The organism is Streptomyces sp. NPDC057854 (genome assembly GCF_042797055.1).
In the GTDB taxonomy this organism is placed as follows: domain Bacteria; phylum Actinomycetota; class Actinomycetes; order Streptomycetales; family Streptomycetaceae; genus Streptomyces.
Genome location: NZ_JBHVMF010000010.1, coordinates 196,293 through 221,379, shown reverse-complemented (window position 1 = coordinate 221,379; position 25,087 = coordinate 196,293). Strand labels below are relative to the sequence as shown.

Here is a 25,087-nt window from a genome sequence, read left to right as displayed (position 1 = left end):
ACCATGACGACGACCACCACCAAGGCCGAGGCCGCCCCGGAGCCGGCCGCCCGCGAGACCGTGCTGGACGCGCGCGGGGTCACCATGCGCTTCGGCGGCCTGACCGCCGTCCGCGACGTGAACCTCACCGTCAACAGCGGCGAGATCGTCGGTCTGATCGGCCCGAACGGCGCCGGCAAGACCACCTTCTTCAACTGCCTCACCGGTCTGTACGTGCCCACCGAGGGCGAGGTCCGCTACAAGGGCCAGGTGCTGCCGCCGAAGTCCTTCAAGGTCACCGCCGCCGGCATCGCCCGTACCTTCCAGAACATCCGTCTCTTCAACAACATGACGGTCCTGGAGAACGTGCTCGTCGGCAGGCACACCCGCACCAAGGAGGGCCTCTGGTCCGCCCTGCTGCGCGGCCCGGGCTTCAAGAAGGCCGAGGCGGCCTCCGAGAAGCGCGCGATGGAACTCCTGGAGTTCGTCGGCCTCGCGCACAAGGCGCAGCTGCTCTCCAAGAACCTGCCGTACGGCGAGCAGCGCAAGCTGGAGATCGCCCGCGCGCTCGCCAGCGACCCCGGCCTGATCCTGCTGGACGAGCCCACCGCCGGCATGAACCCGCAGGAGACCCGGGCGGCCGAGGAACTCATCTTCGCCATCCGGGACATGGGCATCGCCGTGCTCGTCATCGAGCACGACATGCGCTTCATCTTCAACCTGTGCGACCGGGTCGCCGTGCTCGTGCAGGGCCAGAAGCTGATCGAGGGCGACAGCCAGACCGTCCAGAGCGACGAGCGGGTCATCGCCGCGTACCTCGGCGAGCCGATCGAGGAGACGCCGAAGGCCGACGCCCCGAAGGCCGACGCCCCGGCGGCAGCGGCTCCGGCGGATGAGGCTCCGGAGGACGACGCCCCCGCGGACGACGAGGCCCCGGCGGAGGACACCCCGGCCGAGGACGACACCCCGGCGGACGCGGCCAAGACCGCGAAGGACGCCGCTCCGGGCAAGGAGAACGACGCATGACCGCACTGCTCGAAGTCGAGGACCTGCGCGTCGCCTACGGAAAGATCGAGGCCGTCAAGGGCATCTCCTTCTCCGTGGACGCCGGCGAGGTCGTCACCCTCATCGGCACCAACGGCGCCGGGAAGACCACCACCCTGCGGACCCTCTCCGGGCTCCTCAAGCCGGTCGGCGGCCAGATCAAGTTCGAGGGCAAGTCCCTCCGCAAGATCCCCGCCCACAAGATCGTCTCGCTGGGGCTCGCCCACTCCCCCGAGGGCCGGCACATCTTCCCGCGCATGACGATCGAGGAGAACCTGCTCCTCGGCGCCTTCCTCCGGAAGGACTCCGCCGGCATCGCCAAGGACGTCCAGCGCGCCTACGACCTCTTCCCGATCCTGGGCGAGCGTCGCAAGCAGGCCGCCGGCACGCTCTCCGGCGGCGAGCAGCAGATGCTCGCCATGGGCCGGGCGCTGATGTCCCAGCCCAAGCTGCTCATGCTCGACGAGCCCTCCATGGGCCTCTCCCCGATCATGATGCAGAAGATCATGGCGACCATCGCCGAGCTGAAGGCCCAGGGCACCACGATCCTGCTCGTCGAGCAGAACGCCCAGGCCGCGCTGGCGCTCGCGGACCACGGTCACGTCATGGAGATCGGCAAGATCGTGCTGTCCGGCACGGGCGGCGACCTCCTGCACGACGAGTCCGTCCGCAAGGCGTACCTCGGCGAGGACTGATCCCCGGGCGGTTCGCACACGAAGAGGAGGCCCGCCCCGCGTCGACGCGGGGCGGGCCTCCTGCCGTGTACGGCTCCGGGCTACTGCCCCTTCGCCGCCTTCTTCTCCTCGGCGTCCTCGATGACGGCCTCGGCGACCTGCTGCATGGACATGCGGCGATCCATGGAGGTCTTCTGGATCCAGCGGAAGGCGGCCGGCTCGGTGAGGCCGTACTGGGTCTGCAGGATCGACTTGGCGCGGTCGACCAGCTTGCGGGTCTCCAGCCGCTGGCTGAGGTCGGCGACCTCCTTCTCCAGGGCGCGCAGCTCGGCGAAGCGGGACACCGCCATCTCGATGGCCGGGACGACGTCGCTCTTGCTGAACGGCTTGACCAGGTACGCCATGGCGCCGGCGTCGCGGGCGCGCTCGACGAGGTCGCGCTGGGAGAAGGCGGTGAGCATGAGGACCGGGGCGATGGACTCGCCGGCGATCTTCTCGGCGGCGGAGATGCCGTCGAGCTTGGGCATCTTCACGTCGAGGATGACCAGGTCGGGGCGGTGCTCACGGGCCAGCTCGATGGCGGCCTCGCCGTCGCCCGCCTCGCCGACGACCGTGTAGCCCTCCTCCTCCAGCATCTCTTTGAGATCGAGACGGATGAGGGCCTCGTCCTCGGCGATGACGACGCGGGTGGTCAGCGGCGGGACGTGGGACGCCTCGGCGTCCTCGGCGGGCTGGGGCGACTCGGGGGCGGTCACGCGGGCTCCTCGTTCGATGGCCTCGTTCCGGAGGCGGATACAGCTCCCCATGAGCCTACCTACCTCCTGTAAGGTAGGGGCACGGCGGGTGATCATCGGCCTTTGTTTCAAAGGGAGCCCCGGTAGCCCAGCGGTAGAGGCAGTGGTCTCAAACACCATCCAGCGTGGGTTCGAATCCCACCCGGGGCACATTACCTTTGATTCCTAGGAATGAGACATCCGGGCGCCCGCGGGGCGCTCCGGACGAGGAGCCGTACCGCGGGCCCGGCCGTCGTCGGCCGGGCCTCTCCACGGCGGGACCTCACGCACCGGGGGCCGGGGGCCAGTTGAGGATCGTCTTCGGGCGGGGTGGCGCGTAGGTGCGGATCTTGGACGTGGTGAGGCCGAGGCGTACCAGGGATTCGGCGATGGTGACGGCGGCGCTGACGCCGTCGACGACGGGGACGCCGGTGCGGGCGACGACGCGTTCGGCGAGGCCGGCCATGCCGCCGCAGCCCAGGCAGATCACTTCGGCGCGGTCGTCCTCGACGGCGCGGACGGCCTGTTCGACGATGGCCTCGACGGTGGTCTCCTCGTCCTCCTCCAGGGCGAGGACGGGCAGGCCGCTGGCGCGGACCGAGGCGCAGCGGGCGGCGAGGCCGGCGATGTGGAGGCGTTCCTCGATGAGCGGGACGGTGCGGTCGAGGGTGGTGACGACGGAGTAGCTGCGGCCGAGGTACATCGCGGTGGTGGCGGCGGCTTCGGTGATGTCGACGACGGGGACGTCGAGGAGTTCCTGGAGTCCTTCGCGGCCGTGTTCTCCGTAGCCGGCCTGGATGACGGCGTCGAAGGGTTCGGGGTGGGCGCGGACGGTCTCCATGACGGCGACGGCGGCGAGGTAGCTCTCGTAGTTGCCTTCGACGGATTCGGCGCCGAAGGCGGGGGTGAGGGGGATGATCTCGGTGCCGGGCGAGGCCGCGGCGGCGGCCTGTTTGCCGATGGCTTCGGTGATCGAGGTCGTGGTGTTGACGTTGGCTACGAGGATGCGCATCGGGTGACTTTCGGTGGGAGGGGGTTCATTCGGCGGCGACGGCGATGGCCTCGCCGTCGACGTCCCTGAGGGGGGTCGTGCGGTCCGCGATCACGGCGTACACGGCGGCGCCGAGGATCGCGCCGACGAACCAGGAGAAGCCGGCGACGGCGTGGAAGGCGGGGAGCAGGGCGACGGCGACGGCGATGGCGGCGCTGGGGACGAAGGCGGCGACGGCGCGCGGGTTGAAGCCGTGGCGGTAGTGGTATTCGCCGGCGGGGTCCTCGGTGTAGAGGTCGGGGACGTTGACCTGGGACTTTCGCAGCAGCCAGTAGTCGGCCATGATCACGCCGAAGAGGGGGCCGAGGAGGGCGCCGAGTCCGCCGAGGAAGTAGTTGACGACGACGGGGCTGTTGTAGAGGTTCCAGGGCAGGATGAGCAGGCCGATGACGGCGCTGACGACGCCCGCGCGGCGGAAGTTCAGCTTGCGGGGGAAGAGGTCGATGAGGGCGTAGATCGGTGCGACGAAGTTGGCCAGCAGGTTGACCGCGACGGTGAGGGCGATGAGCGCCAGTGAGGCGATCACCAGGAGCGCCATGTTGGGGATGGTGCGGACGATGTCGGTGGGGCTGGTGATGACGCGGCCGTCGAGGGTGAACTGGGCGCCGCTGAGGGCGACGACGATGACGGCGAAGAACAGCATGTTCACGGGGATGCCGATGACGTTGCCTCGGACGATGGAGGCGCGGCTCTTGGCGGAGCGGGTGAAGTCGCAGAAGTTCAGGACGAAGGTGCCGTAGATGACGACCCAGAGGGCGGCGGCCTGGAGGATCTGGAGCCACATCTCGCCGCCGGTGAGCGGGGTGTCGGTGGAGAAGGAGATGGTGCCGCCGGCGCGGACGAACATCCAGATCGCGAGGGCGCACATGGTGATCAGGGTGGTGGGGGCGGCGAAGGCCATGTAGCGGCGGATCATCTGCATGCCGTAGCTGACGATGACGAGCTGGACGGCCCAGAGGGCGAGGAAGGTGATCCAGCCGAGGGCGGACTGGCCGAGGAAGGAGGTGTCGTCGAGGGTGCGCAGGCCGGGGAACAGGGCGAGGAGGAGGGCGCCGAGGACGGTGGAGGCGAGGTAGGTCTGGATGCCGAACCAGGCGATGGCGACGATGCCGCGGACGGCGGCGGGGATCTTGGCGCCGCGGATGCCGAAGGCGATGCGGCTCATGACCGGGAAGGGGACGCCGGTCTTGTGGCCCATGAAGCCGGAGAGGGTGAGCAGGAGGAAGAGGAGGACGGAGGCGAGGACGAAGGCGGCGAGGATGCCCCAGACGTTGAGGCCGAGGGCGAAGAGGCCGATGGCGAAGGCGTAGTTGCCGAGGCTGTGGACGTCGTTGGCCCAGAGGGTGAAGACGTTGTAGGCGCCCCAGCGCCGGCCTTCCTTCTTGGTGGGGGCGAGGTCGTAGGTGTAGAGGACGGAGCTGGCGGTTGCGGTGTCGGGAGCGTCGGGGTTCCCGGTGTCGTTTCCGGGTCCGGTGGGCCGGGTGGCGTCCACGGCAGTCATCTGGGGCCCTCGCGTGTTCTCGGGGCCGCGGCGGGGTGACCGTGGGGGTGCGCTGCGACGGGGGTGCGGCGCGGGACGGGGTTCCGGGGCGGCCGGTGGAGGTGACGGGCGGCAGGGGTTTCCGTGAAGTGGAAGTTTCCTTCCGCCGGACAGAACGTAGTTTTCGCCCGGAGGACCCGTCAAGAGCTCCAGAGCCGCCACTTCCGGCTTGTGCGGACGCACGAGAGGACCCCGCCACCGAGGTCTGGTGGCGGGGTCCTTTTTGGTATACCGTCGCGGTCGCAGGTCGCCGCGGGTCAGCCGAGCGGGTCTCCGATGCGGTGCACCCGGACCAGGTTCGTCGAGCCCGAAACACCAGGCGGGGAACCGGCCGTGATCACCACGACGTCGCCCTTCGCGCAGCGTCCGATCCGCAGCAGTTCCTCGTCCACCTGGGCGACCATCGCGTCCGTGGACTCGACGTGCGGGCCGAGGAAGGTCTCGACGCCCCACGTCAGGTTGAGCTGCGAGCGGGTCGCCGGGTCCGGGGTGAACGCCAGCAGCGGGATCGGCGAGCGGTAGCGCGAGAGCCGCCGCACGGTGTCGCCGGACTGGGTGAAGGCGACGAGGAACTTCGCGCCGAGGAAGTCGCCCATCTCGGCGGCGGCCCGGGCGACCGCGCCGCCCTGGGTGCGCGGCTTGTTCCGCTCGGTCAGCGGCGGCAGCCCCTTGGCGAGGACGTCCTCCTCGGCGGCCTCCACGATCCGGCTCATGGTGCGGACGGTCTCGACCGGGAAGCGGCCGACGCTGGTCTCGCCGGAGAGCATCACCGCGTCCGTGCCGTCGATGACGGCGTTGGCCACGTCGGACGCCTCGGCGCGGGTGGGGCGGGAGTTGTCGATCATCGAGTCGAGCATCTGGGTGGCGACGATGACCGGCTTGGCGTTCCGCTTGGCGAGCTTGACGGCGCGCTTCTGGACGATCGGGACCTGCTCCAGCGGCATCTCGACGCCCAGGTCGCCGCGGGCGACCATGATGCCGTCGAAGGCGGCGACGATCTCGTCGATGTTCTCGACCGCCTGCGGCTTCTCGATCTTGGCGATGACCGGGAGGCGGCGGCCCTCCTCGTCCATGATCCGGTGGACGTCCTCGATGTCCCGGGCGGAGCGGACGAAGGAGAGGGCGATGACGTCGGCGCCGGTGCGCAGCGCCCAGCGGAGGTCCTCGACGTCCTTCTCGGAGAGGGCGGGGACGGAGACGGCGACGCCCGGCAGGTTGAGGCCCTTGTGGTCGGAGACCATGCCGCCCTCGACGACCCGGGTGTGCACGCGGGGGCCGTCGACGGAGACGACCTCCAGGGTGACCCGGCCGTCGTCGACGAGGATGCGCTCCCCGGCGGTGACGTCGCCGGCGAGGCCGGTGTAGGTGGTGCCGCAGCCCTCGCGGTCGCCCTCCCGGGGTTCGACGGTGAGGGTGAACGCGTCGCCGCGTTCAAGGAGTACGGGTCCCTCGCGAAAGCGGCCGAGGCGGATCTTCGGGCCTTGAAGGTCGGCGAGGACGCCGACGCTGCGGCCGGTCTCGTCGGCCGCCTTGCGGACCCGCTGGTACCGCTCCTCGTGCTCGGCGTAGGTGCCGTGGCTGAGGTTGAGGCGGGCCACGTCCATGCCGGCCTCGACCAATGCCTTGATCTGGTCGTATGTCGCGGTGGCGGGTCCCAGGGTGCAGACGATTTTCGCTCGGCGCATGAGGCGAGCCTAGGGCCTTACCCATCAGTAGCCGGTGGGTCCGGCATGACTACTCAACAACCTTTCCATGAAACGTTGTTGACAAGACTTGAATCTGTGCGCCGGAGTGCTCCGATGAGCGTTTTCCGCGCCCCGGGAGCCGTCGTCTCAGAGTGCGGGCGGCAGCATCGTGAAGCGTGCGACGACCTCGGCGGTGACCGTCCGGCGCTGCGGCGCGAGGTCCAGCGAGGGGGCCGCGCCCGCCTCCTCCGCCGCGTACCCGACGGCCAGCGGATGGAAGCCGCCGCCCCTCGGCACGCCCGCCTCCGGCAGTCCGGCGTCCGACAGTTCGAGGAGTGAGCCGAGCGAGGTGCCCAGCGCCTCCGCGTAGGCCCGGGCCCGCCGCACGGCCTCCGCCACCGCGAGCCGGCGGGCCTCGGCGTACGCCTCCGAGTCCGGGCGCAGCTCCCACCACGGCCCGTCCACCTCCGTCTGGTCCCGGTCCGCGAGGGCCGGCACCAGTTCGCCGAGGACCGTGAAGTCGGTCAGCTCGACCGTGATCCGGACCTGTCCCCGGTAGGCGCGGACCTGCTCGCCGCGCTGCCGGCGGGACTGCTCGGGGGCGATCGAGAAGCCTCCGGTCTCCAGCTTCCGCACCGCCTCCCCGCGCGCCCTGATGAGGTCGAGGACCTCCGCGTTGCGGCGGGTGAGGTCGGCGAGGACGGCGGCGCGGTCGGTGCCCCGGGCGGAGACGACGAGCCAGAACCGGGCCAGTTCGGGCTCGACGTCGAGGCGGCCCTCGCCCCGGACCGTCACCTGCGGCGCCTGGGGGGTGGGGTGGGTGTGCGTCACGGCGGGCTCCTCCGGTCCGGGAATCGGTGGCATACGAACACTTTCCCACTCCGTAACCCGAAAGAGCTGTTCCGGCAGGGGCGTCTGAGCCAGAATCTACGCGCGTTGTGCACCTGCGACAGCGCCACGGACACCGAGGAGTACACACATGCCGCTGAACCGCCGGACCTTCCTGGAGAGCTCCGCCGCCCTCGGAGCCGGGGCCGCCCTCACCGCCGGGACCGCCGCCCCCGCCGCCGCGGCCCAGGAACGCCGGCCCAAGCCGGCCAAGCGGTACTCCTTCACCGTCATGGGCACCACCGACCTGCACGGCAACGTCTTCAACTGGGACTACTTCACGGACAAGGAGTTCGACGACAAGGCCCACAACGACGTCGGCCTCGCCAAGATCTCCACCCTGGTGAACCGCGTCCGCGCCGAGCGAGGCCGCCGCAACACCCTCCTCATCGACGCCGGCGACACCATCCAGGGCACCCAGCTCTCGTACTACTACGCCAAGATCGACCCGATCACGCAGGCCGGCGGCCCGGTCCACCCCATGGCCCAGGCCATGAACGCCATCGGCTACGACGCCGCCGCGCTCGGCAACCACGAGTTCAACTACGGCATCCCCGTGCTGCGGAAGTTCGAGGAGCAGTGCGACTTCCCGCTGCTCGGCGCCAACGCGCTCGACGCGAGGACGCTGCGCCCCGCCTTCCCCCCGTACAGCATCCACCGGCTGCGCACCCCGCACGGCAAGGACGTCCGGGTCGCGGTGCTCGGCCTGACCAACCCCGGCATCGCCATCTGGGACAAGGCCAACGTCACCGGCAAGATGGTCTTCCCCGGCCTGGAGGAGCAGGCCGCGAAGTGGGTGCCGAAGCTGCGCTCGATGGGCGCCGACGTCGTGGTCGTCTCCGCGCACTCCGGCTCCAGCGGCACGTCCTCCTGGGGTGACCAGCTCCCCCACGTCGAGAACGCCGCCGGCCTCGTCGCCGAGCAGGTCCCCGGCATCGACGCGATCCTCGTCGGCCACGCCCACACCGAGATCCCCGAGTACCGGATCGCGAACAAGGAGACCGGCAAGGAGGTCGTCCTCTCCGAGCCGCTGAAGTGGGGCCAGCGCCTCACCCTCTTCGACTTCGACCTGGTGTGGGAGAAGGGCCGCTGGACGGTGGAGAAGGTCGCCGCCCAGGTCCTCAACTCCAACACCGTGGAGGAGGACCCGGAGATCACCGGCCTGCTCGCCGACGAGCACCGGAAGGTCGTGGCGTACGTCAACACCGTCATCGGCACCTCCACCACCGCCATGACCACGGCCGACGCGCCGTGGAAGGACGAGCCGATCATCGACCTGATCAACGTCGTCCAGGCCGAGACGGTGAAGGCGGCGCTGGCCGGCGGCCCGCACGCCGCCCTGCCGGTGCTCTCCCAGGCGTCCTGCTTCTCCCGGACCGCCCGCATCCCGGCCGGCGAGATCACCATCAAGGACGCCGCCGGGCTCTACCCCTTCGAGAACACCCTGGAGGCCCGCCTGATGACGGGCGCCCAGCTGAAGGAGTACCTGGAGTACTCGGCGAAGTACTACGTCCAGACGCCGGCGGGCGCCCCCGTCGACACCGCGAAGCTCACCAACGCGGACAACACCCCGGACTACAACTACGACGCCGTGTACGGGCTCGCCTACGAGATCGACATCGCCAAGCCGGTGGGGCAGCGGATCACCGGCCTGACCTTCGAGGGCAAGCCGCTCGACCCGGCCGCGAAGTTCGTCCTCGCCGTCAACAACTACCGCGCCAGCGGCGGCGGCGCGTTCCCGCACGTCGCCAAGGCCGAGCAGCTGTGGGCGAACTCCGACGAGATCCGCAACACGATCATCCAGTGGGTGCAGGCCAAGGGCACGGTCGACCCCGCGCAGTTCGCGTCGGTGGACTGGAAGCTGACCCGGGACGGCGTCCCGGTCCTCTAGACCTCAGTGCTCCACGAGAGGCGTCAGCTTCCGTTCCTGGGACGGGATGCTCGGCGCCTCTCGCGCGTCCAGGCCGAAGCTGGTGAAGGCGGTCCGGCGCGGCAGCGGGTACGGCTCCTTCCCGGTGACCGCGTTGAGGATCACCGCGCTGCGCCAGGCGGCGAGACCCAGGTCGGGGGCGCCCACGCCGTGCGTGTGGCGCTCCGCGTTCTGCACGTACACGGAGCCGGTCACCGACGGGTCGAGGACCAGCCGGTACCGCTCGTCGATCCGCGCCCGGCCCGCCGAGTCGTGCCGCAGGTACGGGTCGAGGCCGGCGAGCATCCGGTCGACCGGGCGCTCGCGGTAGCCGGTGGCGAGGACCACGGCGTCCGTGGTGAGGCGGGAGCGGCTGCCCTGCTGAACGTGCTCCAGGTGCAGTTCGACCTGCGTGGTGGCGACCCGGCCCGCCGTGCGGACCCGGACGCCGGGGGTGAGGACGGCGTCCGGCCAGCCGCCGTGCAGGGTGCGGCGGTACAGCTCGTCGTGGATGGCGGCGATGGTCTCCGCGTCGATGCCCTTGTGCAACTGCCACTGCCGGGGCACCAGTTCACCCCGGACCGGCTCGGGCAGGGCGTGGAAGTAGCGGGTGTAGTCGGGCGTGAAGTGCTCCAGGCCCAGCTTCGAGTACTCCATCGGCGCGAACGCCTCGGTGCGGGCGAGCCAGCTGATCCGCTCGGCGCCGGCCGGCCGGGCCCGGAGCAGGTCGAGGAAGACCTCGGCGCCGGACTGGCCGGAGCCGATGACGGTGACGTGCCCGGCGCGCAGCAGCGCCTCGCGGTGGGTCAGGTAGTCGGCGGAGTGGAAGACGGGGACGCCGGGGGCGTCGGCGAGCGGGCGCAGCGGTTCGGGGACGTACGGCTCGGTGCCGACGCCGAGGACCACGTTGCGGGTGTAGGCGCGGCCGAGGGCGGCGGCCTCGCCGTCGGGGTCGAGCTGGGTGAAGTCGACCTCGAACAGCTTGCGTTCGGGGTTCCAGCGGACGGAGTCGACCTGGTGGCCGAAGTGGAGTCCGGGCAGCCGCTCGCTGACCCAGCGGCAGTAGGCGTCGTACTCGGCGCGCTGGATGTGGAACTTCTCGGCGAAGTAGAAGGGGAAGAGGCGTTCGCGGCTGCGGAGGTAGCTGAGGAAGGACCAGGGGCTGGCGGGGTCGGCGAGGGTCACCAGGTCGGCCAGGAAGGGGACCTGGAGGGTGGCGCCGTCGATGAGGAGACCGGGGTGCCAGTGGAAGGCGGGGCGCTGCTCGAAGAAGGTGGCGGCAAGTCCGCCGGGGACGCCGTGGGCGAGGGCGGCGAGCGAGAGGTTGAACGGGCCGATGCCGACGCCCACCAGGTCGTGCGGGCGGTCGAGGTCCTGCTGGGGGGTGCTGCCGGTCATCGGTCGGTGTCGCCTTCCGCGAGTTCCACGAGGGAGATGAGCTGGGCCAGGTCGTCGGGGGTGGTGTGGGGATTGAGGAGGGTGGCCTTGAGCCAGAGCCGGCCGTCCGCCTCGGCGCGGCCGAGGACGGCCTGGCCGCCGGTCAGGAGGGTGCGGCGGATCCGGGCGACCCGGGCGTCGTCGGCTCCGGCGGGGCGCAGCAGGACGGTGGTGAGGACGGGCCGGTCCCGCAGTTCCAGGCCGGGGGACTTCTCCACCAGGTCGGCGAGGTCCTGGGCGCGTTCCATGCAGAGGTCGACGAGGGTGCCGAGGCCGGTGCGGCCGAGGGCGCGGAGGGTGACGGCGGCCTTGAGCACGTCGGGGCGGCGGGTGGTGCGCGGGGAGCGGCCGAGGAGGTCGGGGAGGCCGGCGTCGGTGTCGTCGCCGGCGTTGAGGTAGGCGGCGGTGTGGCCGAGGGCGGCGAGGTCGGCGGGGTCGCGGACGGCGAGGAGGCCGGCGGCGACCGGCTGCCAGCCGAGTTTGTGCAGGTCGAGGGTGACGGTGCGGGCCCGGTCCAGGCCGGCGAGGAGGTGCCGGTGGGTGCGGCTGAGGAGGAGCGGGCCGCCGTAGGCCGCGTCGGTGTGGAGGTCGGCGCGGTGGGCGGCGCAGACGTCGGCGAGTGCGGGCAGCGGGTCGATCAGGCCCTCGTCGGTCGTGCCGGCGGTGGCGGTGAGGAGGACGGGTCCGTCGAGGCGGGCGAGGGTGGCGGCCACCGTCTCGGGGTCGAGGACGCCGCGCGGGGTGGGGACGGTGACGGGTTCGGGGAGGCCGAGGAGCCAGGCGGCGCGGCGGACGGAGTGGTGGGCGTTGGCGCCGGTGACGGTGGTGAGGCGGGGGCCGTGGCGTTCGCGGGCGAGGAGGAGGGCGAGCTGGTTGGACTCGGTGCCGCCGGTGGTGACGAGCGCGTCGGGGCGGGTCGCGCGGGGGAAGACCTCGGCGGCGAGGGCGGCGGTGACCTCGGTCTCCAGGGCGGAGGCGGCGGGGGCCTGGTCCCAGGAGTCCATCGACGGGTTGAGGGCGCTCGCGGCGAGGTCGGCGGCGGCGGCGAGGGCGAGCGGCGGGGTGTGGAGGTGGGCGGCGCACAGCGGGTGGGCGGGGTCGGCGGCGCCGGCGGCGACGAGGTGGACGAGGGTGCGCAGGGCCTCGTCCTGTCCGGTGCCGGTCTCGGGGAGGACGTCGCCGAGGGTGGCGCGGACGCGTGCGGTGACGGCCGCGGGTCCGCCGGCCGGGAGCGGGCCGCCGCGTTCGTCGGCGCCGGTGCGCAGGGCGTCCAGGGCGATGCCGAGGAGCCTGCTGAGCGGGGTGGGCTGGGCGGCGAGGGGTGGCGGGGGTGCGGCACGCATGGACGACAGCGTGCCGGGGGGTGCGGGGCCGTGTCCGGCGTCCGCGGTGACGTGACCCGAACGGGGGACGTGCGGCTTGCGTGCTGCCGGGGCCCGGCGCGGTGGGGTGCGCGCCGGGCCGGGCGGGGTCAGCTCGCGCGGACGCGGAGGGCGCGGGCGAGGTCGTCGAGCTGGTCGACGAGCTTGCGGTGGAGGGCGGGGATCATGGTGCCGTCGGCGAGCCGGCGTTCGCCGAGGGCGAGGGCGTCGGCGTCGATCGCGTACGCGGGGAAGGCGTGGCGGCCGGCGGCCTCGGCCATGGCGGGGCCGCGGCGGTCGCCGAGGGCGATGGCGGCGTCGTAGAAGCGCTCCACGTACTCCTGGAGGAGGTCGGCCTGTTCGGGCTGCCAGAAGCCGAGGGCGGTGGCGGTGAACAGGTAGTTCGACAGGTCGTCGGAGTCGAACATGGCGGCCCAGGCGGTGGCCTTGGCGGCCGGGTCGGGGAGGGCGGCGCGGCAGCGGGCGGCGCCTTCCTGGCCGGTGGCGCTGGGGTCGCGGGCCAGTTCGGCGGCGATGGCGGCCTCGTCGGTGGCGCCGAGGACGGCGAGCCGGGCGAGGATCCGCCAGCGGAGCTCGGGGTCGAGTTCGGGGCCGCCGTGGACGGTGCCCTCGTCGAGCCAGCTGGCGATCTGGTCGGGGGTGGTGGCGCTGTCGATCAGGGCGCGGACGGCGGTGAGGCGCAGGCCGGGTTCCTCGCCGTCCTCGGTGCGGCGGAGGAAGGAGCGGGCGATCTCGCGGACGGCGGCGAGGGCGGCGGGGCGGTCCCCGGCGGGGACGTACCGGTCGGCGATCTGCTGCCGGGCGAAGGCGAGGACGCCCTGGACGATGGCGAGTTCGGACTCCTCGGGGAGGTGGGCGCGGGCGATCTCCAGGTAGTCGGCGGGGGCCAGTTCGCCGTCGCGGACCATGTCGCGCAGGGCGTTCCACACCACGGCCCGGGTGAGCGGGTCGGGGATGCGGGAGAGGCCGCGGAGGGCGGACTCCTCGGAGACCTCGTCGAAGCGGAGCTTGGCGTAGCTGAGGTCGCCGTCGTTGAGGACGACGAGGTCGGGGCGGGGGCCGGTGAGGCGGGCGGGCTCCTGCTGGGGGACGTCGAGGAGGAGGTGCTCGCGCAGGGAGAGTTCGCCGTCGGGGCGGCGGTCGTAGAGGCCGGCCCGGATGCGGTGGGGGCGGCTGCCGGCGCGGTCGACGGCGAGCTCCCAGCGGTTGCCCTCGCCGGTGAGGCGGGGGGTGAGGGTGTCGGCGCCGGTAGTGCGGAGCCACTGTTCGGCCCAGGTGTGGACGTCGCGGTCGGTGGCGGCGGCGAGGTTGTCGATGAAGTCGGCGAGGGTGGCGTTGCCGAACTTGTGGCGCTTGAAGTGGATGTTGAGGCCGGCGAGGAAGTCGGTCTCGCCGAGCCAGGCGACGAGCTGGCGGAGGGCGGAGGCGCCCTTGGCGTAGGAGATGCCGTCGAAGTTGAGGAGGGCGGAGGCGGTGTCGGGGACGGCCTCGGGGTCGGGGGCGACGGGGTGGGTGGAGGGGCGCTGGTCGGCGTCGTACCCCCAGGCCTTGCGGGCGACGCCGAAGTCGATCCAGGTGTCGGCGAAGAGGTCGGAGCAGGCTTCGTTGACGGTCTGGTAGCCCATGTACTCGGCGAAGGACTCGTTCAGCCAGATGTCGTCCCACCAGCGGAGGGTGACGAGGTCGCCGAACCACATGTGGGCCATCTCGTGGGCGATGACCATGGCGCGGGTCATCCGCTCGGTGGCGGTGACGGCGGAGCGGAAGACGAACTCGTCGCGGAAGGTGACGAGGCCGGGGTTCTCCATGGCGCCGGCGTTGAACTCGGGGACGAACGCCTGGTCGTAGGAGTCGAAGGGGTAGGGCTCGTCGAACTTCTCGTGGTAGCGGTCGTAGCACGCCGTGGTGACGGCGAGGATCTCGTCGGCGTCGGCGTCGAGGTACGGCGCGAGGGAGCGGCGGCAGTGGAGGCCGAAGGGCAGCCCGGCGTGCTCGGTGCGGACGGAGTGCCAGGGGCCGGCGGCGACGCAGACGAAGTAGGTGGAGAGCGGCGGGGTGGTGGCGGCGGTCCAGCGGCCGTTCCCCTGGTGCTCGGTGATGCCGTTGGAGAGGACGGTCCAGCCCTCGGGGGCGGTGACGGCGACGTCGAAGACGGCCTTGAGGTCGGGCTGGTCGAAGGCGGCGAAGACGCGCTGGACGTCCTCCATGAAGAGCTGGGTGTAGACGTAGGACTCGCCGTCGGTGGGGTCGAGGAAGCGGTGCATGCCCTCGCCGGTGTGCGAGTAGCGCATGGTGGCGGTGACGGTGAGCTCGTGCTCGCCGGCGGTGAGGGCGAGCGGGACGCGGTTCTCGTGGAGGGCCGCGGGGTCGAGGGGCTTTCCGTCGAGGGTGACGGAGTGCAGGGTGTCCGGCTTGATCTCGACGAAGGTGTCCCCGGCGGCGCGGGCGGTGAAGCGGATGCGGCTGGTGGACCCGAAGGTCTCGTCGCCGCCGGTGAGGTCGAGGTCCACCGCGTAGTGGTGGACGTCGAGCATCTGGGCACGGGTCTGCGCTTCGTCGCGCGTCAGTACGGACATGGGCCCTATGCTGCCCGATCGCCCGGTCGGCGGGCAGGGGTGGTGCGGAAGCGGGCGGCGGCGGGGTCAGGCGCGGCCGGTGCCGTCGAGGTGGGCGAAGGCGGCGGTGATCCGGGGGCGGTCGTATCCGGCGGGTCCCGCGGCGCCGCTGGAGACGAGGGCGGCGAGCAGCAGCCGGGCCTTGGCGGGGTCGAGCGGTCCGGCGGGGATCAGGCCGTGGTGCAGGAGGTCGTGTTCGGAGCCGGGGCCGCGGTAGGTGTCGCTGAGGAGGGTGCCGGAGCCGGTGCGGGAGGCGAGGACGACGGGGATGCGGCGGGCGAGGCGGGCGAGGGGTTCGACGAGCCGGGCGGGGGCGTGGCCGGCGCCGAAGGCGGCGACGACGAGGCCGTGGAAGCGGTCGTCGACGGCGTCGAGGAGTTCGCCGCGGTCGCCGAGGGTGAGGGTGACGAGGGCGATCCGGACGGCGGGGTCGTAGCGGAGCCGGCAGGGCGTGGTGGGCACGGCGGGGCGGAGCAGGATCCGGGGGGTGCCCTCGACGACGGTGCCGAGGGGGCCGGCGCCGGGCGAGGCGAAGGTGGCGGTGGAGGTGGTGTGGGTCTTGCGGGCGTGCCGGGCGGCGTGGATCTCGTCGTTGAGGACGACGAGAACGCCGAGGCCGCGGCAGGCGGGGTCGGCGGCGACGGCGAGCGCGGCGGCGAGGTTGGCGGGGCCGTCGGCGCCGGGCAGGTCGGGGCGGCGCATGGCGCCGGTGACCACGACGGGGGCCCGGTCGGTGCGGCAGAGCAGGTCGAGGAGGAAGGCGGTCTCCTCCAGGGTGTCGGTGCCCTGCACGACGACGGCGCCGGAGCCGTCGGCGACGGTCCGGTCGATCTCGGCGGCGAGGGCGGCGAGGTCCTCGGGGGTGAGCGAGGAGGAGGGGAGGCGGCGGAAGTCGCGCAGGTCGACGTCGTCGGGGGCGCCGAGGCCGGCGAGGACCTCGGTGCCGCTGAGGCGGCCGAGTTCGCCGCCCCGGGCGGAGATGGTGCCGCCGAGGGTGAAGACCGTGACGCGGGTCATCAGCGTGCTCCGTCCGCGATCGTCTCGTGGTGGCGGATGACCTCGGCGATGATGAAGTTGAGCAGTTTCTCCGCGAAGGCCGGGTCGAGCTTGGCGCTCTCGGCGAGCTCCCGCAGCCGGGCGATCTGGCGGGCCTCGCGGGCGGGGTCGGCGGGCGGCAGCTGGTGCGCGGCCTTGAGGACGCCGACCTGCTGGGTGCACTTGAAGCGTTCGGCGAGCATGTGGACGACGGCGGCGTCGATGTTGTCGATCGACTCGCGCAGCCGGGTCAGCTCGGCGCGGACGGCGGGGTCGATGTCGCTGGAGTCGTTCCTGGTGTCGCTCGTGTCGCTCATGGTCAGCGAGCTTAGACGGAGTCCCCGGCGATGGTGGGCGGGTGTTCGGGATCCGGGACCCGGTCGCTCCAGCCGCCGTGGACGGCGCGGCCCTGCTGTTCGCGGAAGCGGACGGGGGCGAGTCCGACCCTTCGGGTGAACAGCCGGGAGAAGTAGGCGGGGTCGTCGTAGCCGACGCGGCGGGCGACGGCGGCGACGGGCAGCTCGGTGGCGGCGAGGAGTTCCTTGGCGCGGCCGAGGCGGACGGTGAGCAGGTAGTCCTTGGGGCTGCGGCCGGCGGCGCGGCGGACGGCGGCGCGGAGTTCGGCGGCGGTCATGCCGTGCCGGGCGGCGTGTTCGGCGACGGAGTACGGCTGGAAGGCGTCGCGGGCGAGGCGGGTGAGGACGGGGTCGCCGTCGGCGTCGGTGTCGGCGCGGGCGCGGCGCAGGGCGACGAGGAGTTCGTGGACGGCGGCGGCGGTCTCGACCTCCAGCAGCGGGTTGCCGGGGCGGGCGGCGCGGGCGATGCGGCCGACGGCGGCGCGGGCGGGAGCGGCGTCGGCGAGGGGGACGACGGGCCGGTCGGGTTCGATGTAGCCGAGTTCGGTGTAGGTGGCGGCGGCGGGGCCGGTGAAGTCGACGAAGGACTCGTCCCAGCCGGTGGCGGGGTCGGCGCCGTAGTGGTGGGGGACGCCGGGGGTGAGCCAGAGGAGGGCGGGGGCGGTGACGGGGGTGGTGCGGCCGTCGGCGGAGCGGTACCAGCCGCGGCCGGCGGAGACGACGACGGCGACGTGGTGGTCGAGGGTGCGGGGGCCGACGACGGGGAGCCGGCCGTGCTGGAGTCCGACGCCGAGGCAGACGAGGCCGAGGCGGTGGTGGACGGGTCCGGGCGTGAAGTAGCGCATCCAGGTGTGGTACATGCCCGTGCCTTCCGTAACGTCCAAACTGCGACGATCTTTGTCCATGGACCGGTCCGCCGCCAGGGGGTGAGGGTGGGGCCATGAGCACGTTCGCTGTGGGTGACGAGGACTTCCTGCTCGACGGGCGGCCGGTGCGGCTGCTGTCGGGGGCGCTGCACTACTTCCGGGTGCACGAGGGGCACTGGGCGCACCGGCTGGGGATGCTGCGGGCGATGGGCCTGGACTGCGTGGAGACGTACGTGCCGTGGAACCTGCACGAGCCGGAGCCGGGCCGGTTCGCGGATCCGGAGGCGCTGGGCCGCTTCCTGGACGCGGTGGCGGCGGCGGGGCTGCGGGCGGTCGTGCGGCCGGGGCCGTACATCTGCGCCGAGTGGGAGAACGGCGGGCTGCCGCACTGGGTGACCGGGCCGCTGGGGCGGCGGGTGCGGACGAGGGATCCGGAGTTCCTGGCGCCGGTGGAGCGCTGGTTCCGGCGGCTGCTGCCGCAGGTGGTGGCGCGGCAGGTGGACCGGGGCGGGCCGGTGGTGCTGGTGCAGGTGGAGAACGAGTACGGGAGTTACGGGAGTGACGCCCGCTATCTGGAGTGGCTGGCGGGGCTGCTGCGGGAGTGCGGGGTGTCGGTGCCGCTGTTCACGTCGGACGGGCCGGAGGACCACATGCTGACGGGCGGTTCGGTGCCGGGGGTGCTCGCGACGGCGAACTTCGGGTCGGGCGCGGCGGACGGCTTCGCGGTGCTGCGCCGGCACCGGCCGTCGGGGCCGCTGATGTGCATGGAGTTCTGGTGCGGCTGGTTCGACCACTGGGGCACGGAGCACGCGGTGCGGGACGCGGCGGACGCGGCGCGGGCGCTGCGGGAGGTCCTGGAATGCGGGGCGTCGGTGAACGTCTACATGGCGCACGGGGGCTCGAACTTCGGCGGCTGGGCGGGGGCGAACCGGTCCGGGGAGCTGCACGACGGGCGGCTGCTGCCGACGGTGACCTCGTACGACTACGACGCCCCGGTGGACGAGTGGGGCCGGCCGACGGAGAAGTTCCACCGCTTCCGGGAGGTGCTGGCGGGGTACGCGGCGGGGCCGCTGCCGGAGGTGCCGGAGCCGCCGGCCCGGCTGGCGGCTCCGGTGCGGGCGGGCTTCGCGGAGTGGGCGCCGCTGGGCGCGGTCCTGGAGGTGCTGGGCGGGGCGGAGGTGGAGTCCGGGGTGCCGCCGGCCTTCGAGGAGCTGGGCGTGGACCGGGGTCTGGTGCGGTACCGCTGCGCGGTGCCGGGGCCGCGGCAGCCGTATCCGCTGCGGGTGACGGGGCTGCGGGACCGGGCGCAGGTGTGGGTGGACGGCGTCTTCGCGGGGGTGCTGACGGAGGAGGACGCGGTGCTGCCGGAGCCGGTGGCGGGTCCGGCGGTGGTGGAGCTGTGGGTGGAGTCGCTGGGCCGGGTGAACTACGGGCCGCGGCTGGCGGAGCCGAAGGGGATCACCGGCGGGGTGCTGCACGAGCGGCAGTACGTGCACGGGGTACGGGCCCGGGGGCTGCGGCTGGACGCGTTCACGGCGGAGGCGGTGGGCCGGGTGCCGTTCGGGGAGGTCCCGGAGCGGGGCGGCCGGGGTTTGTACCGGGCGTCGGTGGAGGTCGCGGGCGCCGGGGACGCGGAGCTGCGGCTGCCGGGCGCGGGGCGGGGCTTCGTGTGGGTGAACGGCTTCTGCCTGGGCCGGTACTGGCCGGCGGCGGGGCCGCAGGAGGGGCTGTTCGTGCCGGGGCCGGTGCTGCGGGAGGGCGCGAACGAGGTGTGGGTGCTGGAGGTGGAGCCGGCGGACGGCGCGGGGCCGGGGGGTGTGGAGCTGGGCTGAGGGGACGTACGGGGAAGGGCCCCGGGGCGCTGTGCCGCCCCGGGGCCCGGTCCGTGGGGGGGTTACAGCGTGGCCGCGGCGGACTTGATGGCGGCGGCGAAGGTCGAGACCTCCGTGTAGACGCCGGGGTAGCCGGCCCGGGCGCAGCCCTCGCCCCAGCTCACGATGCCGACCTGGATCCAGGCGCCGGCGTTGTCCTTGCGGAACATGGGGCCGCCGGAGTCGCCCTGGCAGGTGTCGACGCCGCCCTGGGTGTAGCCGGCGCAGATCTCCTCGGAGGGCACGAGGTCGCTGCCGTACGCGGCCTGGCAGGAGGCATCCGAGACGAAGGGCACGTTGGCCTTGAGCAGGTAGCGCTGCTGGGCGCCGCCCTCGCGGGCCGCGCCCCAGCCTGCCACGGTGAAGGTGCCGCTGTTGTAGGCGGTGGTCTCGGCGATCTTCAGGGTGGGCAGCGAGGTGATGGGGCTGGCGAGCTTGATGAGCGCCCAGTCCTTGCCCTTGCCGTTGTAGCCGGGGGCCTGGAGGACCTTGGTGGAGCGGACCTTGATGGCGCTGCTCGACTGGAGGTCGACGACGCCGGCGGTGGCGGTGATGGAGGTGTTGTTGCCGGAGCCGCTGACGCAGTGGGCGGCGGTGAGGACGATCTGCGGGGTGAGCAGGGAGCCGCCGCAGCCCATGGAGAGCCGGACCATCCAGGGGAACTCGCCCTGGGCGGCGCGGGTGCCGCCGACGACCGGCGTGGGGGCGGCGGTGGCGGTGGAGACGGGCTGGAGGCTGAGGGCGGCGAGGGCGACGGCGCCCGCGGCGGCGAGTTTCTGCAGGGTGCGGACGAGCCGGTTCTTCTTCTGCACGGTCTGCCTTCTCTCGTGGGGGGTTCAGGCATGGGGGGTTGCGGGCCTCGGCGGCGGTGCGCGCACGGGTCACCGGCCGGAGACTCGGAGTGACATGCGCCCGTCAAGGCACGTCCGGATTATGGACAGCTCCCAACTGCCGCCACAAGGAAGCCTTTTCGGCCAGACGCCACGGCAGGACCGTACAGTGGGACGCGAGGGGGATCGCCCATGACGGACCGGGACAGGGCCGACCGGGTCGGCCGGGACACCCACGGGGTGGAGCACGGCTTCCCCCACCGGGAGGCCGTACGGGCCTCGCTCACCGCCCTCTACCGGCGCCTCGGCCCCGCCGGAATCGGCCGGTACGCGACCAGCGTGACCGCCTCCGACGTGGCCCTCTCCCCCGGCGAGGACCCCGGCGCCGGCGCCGTCCGGGTGGCCGGCGTCCTGGTGCGCCACCTGCGCCTGCCGCAGGCCCCGGTCACGGTGGCGTTCCGGCGGATGGAGCACGCCGCCACCGTCGAACCCGCCGCCCGGAGCGGTTACTCCGTCGAGCTCAACGAGCGCTTCCGGCGCCGCCCCCGCGACATCGGCGCCGCCCTCGCCCACGAACTCGCCCACGTCCTCCTCCACCGCCTCGGCCTGGGCTTTCCCGACACCGGGCGGAACGAGATCCTCACCGACGTGACCACCGCCTACCTCGGCGCGGGCTGGCTGCTTCTCGACGCCTTCCGGCAGGACGGCGCCGAGAGCCAGAAGCTCGGCTACCTCACCCCGGAGGAGTTCGGCTGGGTGCTCGCGCAGCGGGCCGGCGTCTTCGGCGAGGACCCCTCCCCCTGGTTCACCAGCGCCGCCGCGTACGAGGCGTGGCGGCGCGGCCGCGCCGAGGCCGACCGCGAGCGCCGGCTGCCCCCGCTGGCCGGCGCCCCCTGGACCGACCGCCGCCGCTACGCCCGGGACCGGCGCCTGGGCCGGGCCGCGCCCGGCGCCCCGTACGCCTTCGACGGCGGCGCCCCGGCGACCGGCGTCGCCTTCCCCTGCCCGGTCTGCCGGCAGCGGCTGCGCGTCCCCGCCGGACGCCGGCTGCGGGCCCGCTGCCGGCTGTGCGGGGCGGTCCTCGACTGCGCCGGGTGAGAGAAAATCCGAGCACGTCAGAGGCGGCGCGGCGACAATACGGACATGGAGCGAACGTTCGACGACCTGGTGGCGGAGGCCGAAGCGGCCCCGATGGAGGGCTGGGACTTCTCCTGGCTCGACGGAAGGGCCACCGAGCAACGCCCCTCGTGGGGCTATCAGCGGCTGCTCGGCGCGCGGCTGGCCCGGGCCTCGGCCGCCCTCGACATCCAGACCGGCGGCGGCGAGGTGCTCGCCGGGGCCGGTCCGCTGCCGCCGCTGACCGCCGCCACCGAGTCCTGGCCGCCGAACGTGGCGAAGGCGACCCGCCTGCTGCACCCGCTCGGCGCGGTCGTCGTCCACGACGAGGACGAGCCGCCGCTGCCCTTCGGCGACGCCGCCTTCGACCTGGTCGCCAGCCGCCACCCGGTGACCGTCTGGTGGGAGGAGATCGCGCGCGTCCTGCGGCCCGGCGGCACCTACTTCTCCCAGCAGGTCGGCCCCGCCAGCGTCTTCGAGCTGGTCGAGTACTTCCTCGGACCGCAGCCGGAGGACGTCCGCCGCGCCCGGCACCCCGAGGACGCGCGGCGGGACGCCGAGGCGGCCGGCCTGGAGGTGGTGGACCTGCGGGCGGAGTCGCTGCGTACCGAGTTCCTGGACGTGGGCGCGGTGGTGTGGTTCCTCCGCAAGGTGATCTGGATGGTCCCGGGCTTCACGGTCGACGCGTACCGCGACCGGCTCCGCGCCCTGCACGAACGGATCACCGCCGAGGGCCCCTTCGTCGCGCACACCACCCGCTTCCTCATCGAGGCCCGCAAGCCCTGACCGGGGGCCGGGACGGAGGTGCGCCGGAAGCGGACGGACGGTCAGGATGGGGGCATGAGCACGCTGTTCGAGGCGATCGCCGGCGGGGACGAGGACGCGGTCGTCCGCGCCCTGCGCGCCGGGGCCGGCGCCGAGGCCGCCGACGACGACGGGGAGACCGCCCTCTACCGGGCGGCGGTCGCCGACGAGCCCGGGATCGTCCGGCTGCTGCTCGCCGCCGGCGCCGACCCGGGGCGGCCGAGCGGTTCCGGCGGCGGCGACCTGCCGCTGTGCGGGGCGGCCTGCGGCGGACACGCCGGGACGGTACGGGCGCTGCTCGCGGCGGGCGCCGACCCCGACCAGGAGGAGGAGTTCGGCTTCACCGCGCTCGCCTGGGCGGTCCGGCTCGGCCACGCGGAGACCGTACGGACCCTGCTCGACCACGGCGCCGACCCCGGCCGCCCCGGCCCCGACGGCCTCACCCCGCTGACCGCCGCCGCCCGGCGCGGCTCGACCGCCTGCGTACGGGCGCTGCTCGACCACGGCGCGCCGGACGCGGAGGCGGCGCTGCGGGAGGCGCGGCGCTGGATCGGCGTCGACATCGCGGCCGAGCTGCGGCGCGGACTGGTCGCGGAGCACGACAGCGGCGACACGTACGAGGCGGTGGTCCGGCGGGTCCGCGAGGACGGCGGCGTGACCGTCGTCGTCGAACTGCTGCGGGAGGACGGCCGGCCCGGGCGCGGCGACGAGCGGCAGACCGGGCACGCGGCCGTCGCGACCCTGCTGGAGGCGGCGCTCGGCCGGCGCGTCCCTGCCGAGGAGCTGGCGGCGCGGGCGCTGCGCCGCGGCGACCCGGAGCTCGACGACTGGACGACCGCCGTGGACGCGCTCGCCGGGCGGGCCGACGAGGAGACCTTCGTGGCGGCGGCCGGCTGGTGCGCCGACCGCGATCCGCTGCGGCGGGCGTTCGGCGCGCGGGTCCTCGGCGCGCTGCCGGGGTTCGCGGCGAGCGCGGTGCCGGTGCTGCGGCGGCTGGCCGCGGAGACGGCGGGCCCCGCGCGGGAGCCGCTGCTGTCGGTGGTGACGGCGCTCGGGGCGTGCGCGGAACCGGCGGCGGTGCCGGAGCTGCTGGGCGCCGCGGCCCACCCGGACCCGGAGGTGCGGCGGGCGGCGGCGGGGGCGCTGGCGGGACTGGTGCCGGCCGGTGACATGGACGCGCTGGGGGTGCTGCTCGCGCTGAGCCGGGACGGGGACGCGCGGGTGCGGGACTGGGCGGTGCTGGCCCTGGCCGAACTGCCGGACGACACGCCGCTGGTGCGGGAGGCGCTGGCGGAGCGGCTCGCCGATCCCGACCCGGAGACGGCGGCGGAGGCGGCGCGCGGGCTCGCGATCCGGCAGGACCCGCGGGCGGTGGACGCGCTGGCGGCGGTCCTCGCGGACGGCGACCCGGACGGCGCGCCCCGCGAGACGGCGCTGGCGGCCCTGGAGTTCGTGCGGGACGCCCGGGTCAGGACCCGGCTGGAGTGGATCCCGCCGCGCCGCCGCTGACCAGGCCACCGGGCGATCCTTCTTTCGTTCGGTCGAACGAAAGGGTTCTTGCTAGGCTGCCGCCATGAGCGAGCGGAACCGGGGCACGGAGGGCCGAGACAGCGAGCCGGCCGGCGGGGACGCGGAGCGCGCGGAGGTCGTCGCCGCGCTGACCGCCGCCGGCCGCGACTCCAGCGCCGCCGCCGTCGCCTTCCACACGGCCGTCGCCGCCCGGCAGGACCTCGGCGCCACCGAGACCAAGGCGCTCGACCTGCTCGCGCGGCTCGGGCCGCTCACCGCGAAGGAGCTGGCCGGGCACTCCGGCCTCGCCCCCGCCTCCGTCACCGGCCTCGTCGACCGCCTGGAGCGCAAGGGGTACGTCCGCAGGGTCGGGCACCCGACGGACAAGCGGCGGGTGCTGATCGAGCCGCGGCCCGAGAAACTGGCCGAGCTGGCCCCGCTGTTCGAGGACTGGTCCCGCGACGTGCACGCGCTGTACGCGGAGTTCACCACGGCCGAACTGCGGACGGTGCTGCGCTTCATGACCGGCGCCACCGAGCGCCAGCGCGCCGCGGCGCAGCGCCTGGTGGAACCCGGCGAGCACTGATCCCCCGAAGGCGTCCGGGCGTACGGCGACACGTCTCCTGCTTGTCATGTACGCAACATGAAGACGTTCAGGCGGGGGCGCGCACACCCCTCGCCGCCCGGCCGCACGGCTGCTACCTTCCTCACCGGGACGCCACCTAACTAGCGTTAGGTGGGTGACCGCACCCCTTTCCCCTCAGCCAGGGAGTCCGCATGTCCCTCTCCAGACGCGCGCTGCTGACCACCGCCGGGGCCGCCGCCCTCGTGGCGACCGCCGCGCCGGGCGCCGCCGCCCGCCCCCGGACCGCGCCGCCGATCCGCCACATCCCGCTCCAGGGCGCCGTGAACGTCCGTGACCTGGGGGGATACCCCACCCACGGCGGCGGGCGGGTCCGGCACGGCCTCGTCTACCGGGCCGACCACCTCGGCAAGCTGACCGACGCCGACGTGGCCGTGCTCGGCGGGCTCGGCCTCGCCCGGGCGATCGACTTCCGGATCCCGATGGAGGTCGGCCACGACGGGGCCGACCGGCTGCCCGCCGGGGTGGCCGCCGTCTCCCGGCCGGTCACCGACAACGGCCTCTTCGGGCAGCTCACCGCCGCCATCGCCTCGCGGGACCCGGTGCGGCAGGAGGAGATGCTGGGCGGCGGCCGCGCGGCGGCGTTCATGACGGACGTGTACCGCACCTTCGTCACCGACCCGGCGAACCGGGACGCCTTCGGGCGGACCCTCCGCGAACTCGCCGCGCCCGGCACGGGCCCCGTGCTGTACCACTGCACCTCGGGCAAGGACCGCACCGGCTGGGCGAGCTGGCTGGTCCTGCGGCTCGCCGGGGTGCCGGAACGGCTCGCCACCGAGGACTACCTGGCCTCCAACACCCTCCGCGCCGCGCACGACGCCCGGGTCCGCGAGGGCCTGAGGGCGGCGGGGCTGATGCGGAACCCGGAGCTGATCGTGCCGCTCCAGGAAGTCCGCCGGGAGTACCTGGACGCGGCCCTCGCGGAGGTCCGCTCCGGGTACGGCGGCCTCTACCGCCATGTGACGGCCGGCCTCGGCCTGGACCCGCGCGCCCTGGCGCGGCTGCGGGACCGGCTCACCGGCTGACGCGGGTGCGGCGCGGCCCGTGCGGGGGCCGCGCCCGCCCGCGTACCGCCCGGCG

21 protein-coding genes and 1 tRNA gene are annotated in these 25,087 nt (G+C 73.6%); 10 read left to right on the top strand and 12 right to left on the bottom strand.

The genetic code is table 11. The features are described 5' to 3' along the window. Positions 1–3: 3 nt before the first annotated feature. Positions 4–1,005, top strand: a complete 1,002-nt coding sequence (locus tag ACFVQZ_RS17205) for an ABC transporter ATP-binding protein (protein WP_383623325.1) — start codon at positions 4–6, stop codon at positions 1,003–1,005. Further along, the gene (locus ACFVQZ_RS17200) at positions 1,002–1,718 is read left to right on the top strand and encodes an ABC transporter ATP-binding protein (RefSeq protein WP_030492904.1); all 717 of its coding nucleotides are present in this window, start codon (positions 1,002–1,004) and stop codon (positions 1,716–1,718) included. The genes ACFVQZ_RS17205 and ACFVQZ_RS17200 overlap by 4 nt, the downstream gene beginning before the upstream one ends. Positions 1,719–1,798: 80 nt before the next feature. Here the strand turns inward: ACFVQZ_RS17200 and ACFVQZ_RS17195 are convergent, their stop codons facing one another. Next, positions 1,799–2,452: an ANTAR domain-containing response regulator gene (locus ACFVQZ_RS17195; RefSeq protein ID WP_383623321.1), complete on the bottom strand. Its 654-nt coding sequence runs from the start codon at positions 2,450–2,452 to the stop codon at positions 1,799–1,801. Positions 2,453–2,568: 116 nt separating this feature from the next. On the opposite strand from ACFVQZ_RS17195, the gene ACFVQZ_RS17190 reads away from it, so the two are divergent. Continuing rightward, positions 2,569–2,641 (top strand) — tRNA-Leu (locus tag ACFVQZ_RS17190). Between the two features lie 112 nt (positions 2,642–2,753). Here ACFVQZ_RS17190 and ACFVQZ_RS17185 read toward each other — a convergent pair. The 4 genes from ACFVQZ_RS17185 to ACFVQZ_RS17170 form a co-directional block, all read right to left on the bottom strand. Further along, positions 2,754–3,482: an aspartate/glutamate racemase family protein gene (locus ACFVQZ_RS17185; RefSeq protein ID WP_383623318.1), complete on the bottom strand. Its 729-nt coding sequence runs from the start codon at positions 3,480–3,482 to the stop codon at positions 2,754–2,756. A 25-nt stretch (positions 3,483–3,507) separates the two neighbouring features. After that, positions 3,508–5,022, bottom strand: a complete 1,515-nt coding sequence (locus tag ACFVQZ_RS17180) for an NCS1 family nucleobase:cation symporter-1 (protein WP_030492908.1) — start codon at positions 5,020–5,022, stop codon at positions 3,508–3,510. A 296-nt stretch (positions 5,023–5,318) separates the two neighbouring features. Continuing rightward, positions 5,319–6,746: a pyruvate kinase gene (pyk, locus tag ACFVQZ_RS17175; RefSeq protein WP_030492909.1), complete on the bottom strand. Its 1,428-nt coding sequence runs from the start codon at positions 6,744–6,746 to the stop codon at positions 5,319–5,321. A gap of 147 nt (positions 6,747–6,893) precedes the next feature. Continuing rightward, a complete protein-coding gene (locus ACFVQZ_RS17170; protein ID WP_383623313.1) occupies positions 6,894–7,577 on the bottom strand; it encodes an SIMPL domain-containing protein in 684 nt (227 codons plus the stop codon). Positions 7,578–7,725: 148 nt separating this feature from the next. Here ACFVQZ_RS17170 and ACFVQZ_RS17165 point away from each other — a divergent pair, with 148 nt between their 5' ends. After that, a complete protein-coding gene (locus ACFVQZ_RS17165; RefSeq protein ID WP_383623310.1) occupies positions 7,726–9,525 on the top strand; it encodes a bifunctional metallophosphatase/5'-nucleotidase in 1,800 nt (599 codons plus the stop codon). Positions 9,526–9,528: 3 nt separating this feature from the next. Here the strand turns inward: ACFVQZ_RS17165 and ACFVQZ_RS17160 are convergent, their stop codons facing one another. The 6 genes from ACFVQZ_RS17160 to ACFVQZ_RS17135 form a co-directional block, all read right to left on the bottom strand. Continuing rightward, positions 9,529–10,941 (bottom strand): SidA/IucD/PvdA family monooxygenase, encoded by a 1,413-nt coding sequence (locus ACFVQZ_RS17160; protein WP_030492912.1) that lies wholly within the window; start codon positions 10,939–10,941, stop codon positions 9,529–9,531. After that, entirely contained in the window at positions 10,938–12,323 is a 1,386-nt protein-coding gene (locus ACFVQZ_RS17155) for an aspartate aminotransferase family protein (RefSeq protein WP_030492913.1), read from the bottom strand. The genes ACFVQZ_RS17160 and ACFVQZ_RS17155 overlap by 4 nt, the downstream gene beginning before the upstream one ends. 128 nt (positions 12,324–12,451) lie before the next feature. Continuing rightward, a complete protein-coding gene (pepN, locus tag ACFVQZ_RS17150; RefSeq protein ID WP_383623306.1) occupies positions 12,452–14,938 on the bottom strand; it encodes an aminopeptidase N in 2,487 nt (828 codons plus the stop codon). Between the two features lie 66 nt (positions 14,939–15,004). After that, positions 15,005–15,994: an asparaginase gene (locus ACFVQZ_RS17145; RefSeq protein ID WP_030492915.1), complete on the bottom strand. Its 990-nt coding sequence runs from the start codon at positions 15,992–15,994 to the stop codon at positions 15,005–15,007. Continuing rightward, on the bottom strand, positions 15,994–16,329 hold the full coding sequence (locus ACFVQZ_RS17140; protein WP_030492916.1) for a chorismate mutase: 336 nt from the start codon (positions 16,327–16,329) through the stop codon (positions 15,994–15,996). Before ACFVQZ_RS17140 ends, ACFVQZ_RS17145 begins: the two co-directional genes overlap by 1 nt. Positions 16,330–16,340: 11 nt before the next feature. After that, positions 16,341–17,228: a helix-turn-helix transcriptional regulator gene (locus tag ACFVQZ_RS17135; protein WP_030492917.1), complete on the bottom strand. Its 888-nt coding sequence runs from the start codon at positions 17,226–17,228 to the stop codon at positions 16,341–16,343. A gap of 80 nt (positions 17,229–17,308) precedes the next feature. Here ACFVQZ_RS17135 and ACFVQZ_RS17130 point away from each other — a divergent pair, with 80 nt between their 5' ends. Beyond that, positions 17,309–19,066 (top strand): beta-galactosidase family protein, encoded by a 1,758-nt coding sequence (locus ACFVQZ_RS17130; protein ID WP_383623302.1) that lies wholly within the window; start codon positions 17,309–17,311, stop codon positions 19,064–19,066. A gap of 62 nt (positions 19,067–19,128) precedes the next feature. Here the strand turns inward: ACFVQZ_RS17130 and ACFVQZ_RS17125 are convergent, their stop codons facing one another. Further along, on the bottom strand, positions 19,129–19,917 hold the full coding sequence (locus tag ACFVQZ_RS17125) for a serine protease (protein WP_030492919.1): 789 nt from the start codon (positions 19,915–19,917) through the stop codon (positions 19,129–19,131). A 210-nt stretch (positions 19,918–20,127) separates the two neighbouring features. Between ACFVQZ_RS17125 and ACFVQZ_RS17120 the strand changes: the two genes are divergently transcribed. The 5 genes from ACFVQZ_RS17120 to ACFVQZ_RS17100 all read left to right on the top strand — a co-directional run bounded on the left by ACFVQZ_RS17120 (position 20,128) and on the right by ACFVQZ_RS17100 (position 25,032). Further along, the gene (locus ACFVQZ_RS17120) at positions 20,128–21,033 is read left to right on the top strand and encodes a hypothetical protein (protein WP_383623299.1); all 906 of its coding nucleotides are present in this window, start codon (positions 20,128–20,130) and stop codon (positions 21,031–21,033) included. A 45-nt stretch (positions 21,034–21,078) separates the two neighbouring features. After that, the gene (locus tag ACFVQZ_RS17115; protein WP_383623296.1) at positions 21,079–21,837 is read left to right on the top strand and encodes a methyltransferase domain-containing protein; all 759 of its coding nucleotides are present in this window, start codon (positions 21,079–21,081) and stop codon (positions 21,835–21,837) included. Positions 21,838–21,891: 54 nt separating this feature from the next. Beyond that, complete coding sequence (locus ACFVQZ_RS17110) at positions 21,892–23,364, top strand: ankyrin repeat domain-containing protein (protein ID WP_383623293.1); 1,473 nt, start codon at positions 21,892–21,894, stop codon at positions 23,362–23,364. 64 nt (positions 23,365–23,428) lie between these two features. Further along, positions 23,429–23,950, top strand: a complete 522-nt coding sequence (locus tag ACFVQZ_RS17105) for a MarR family transcriptional regulator (protein ID WP_383623290.1) — start codon at positions 23,429–23,431, stop codon at positions 23,948–23,950. Positions 23,951–24,141: 191 nt separating this feature from the next. Next, positions 24,142–25,032, top strand: a complete 891-nt coding sequence (locus ACFVQZ_RS17100; protein WP_383623287.1) for a tyrosine-protein phosphatase — start codon at positions 24,142–24,144, stop codon at positions 25,030–25,032. The last annotated feature ends 55 nt before the right edge of the window (positions 25,033–25,087 follow it).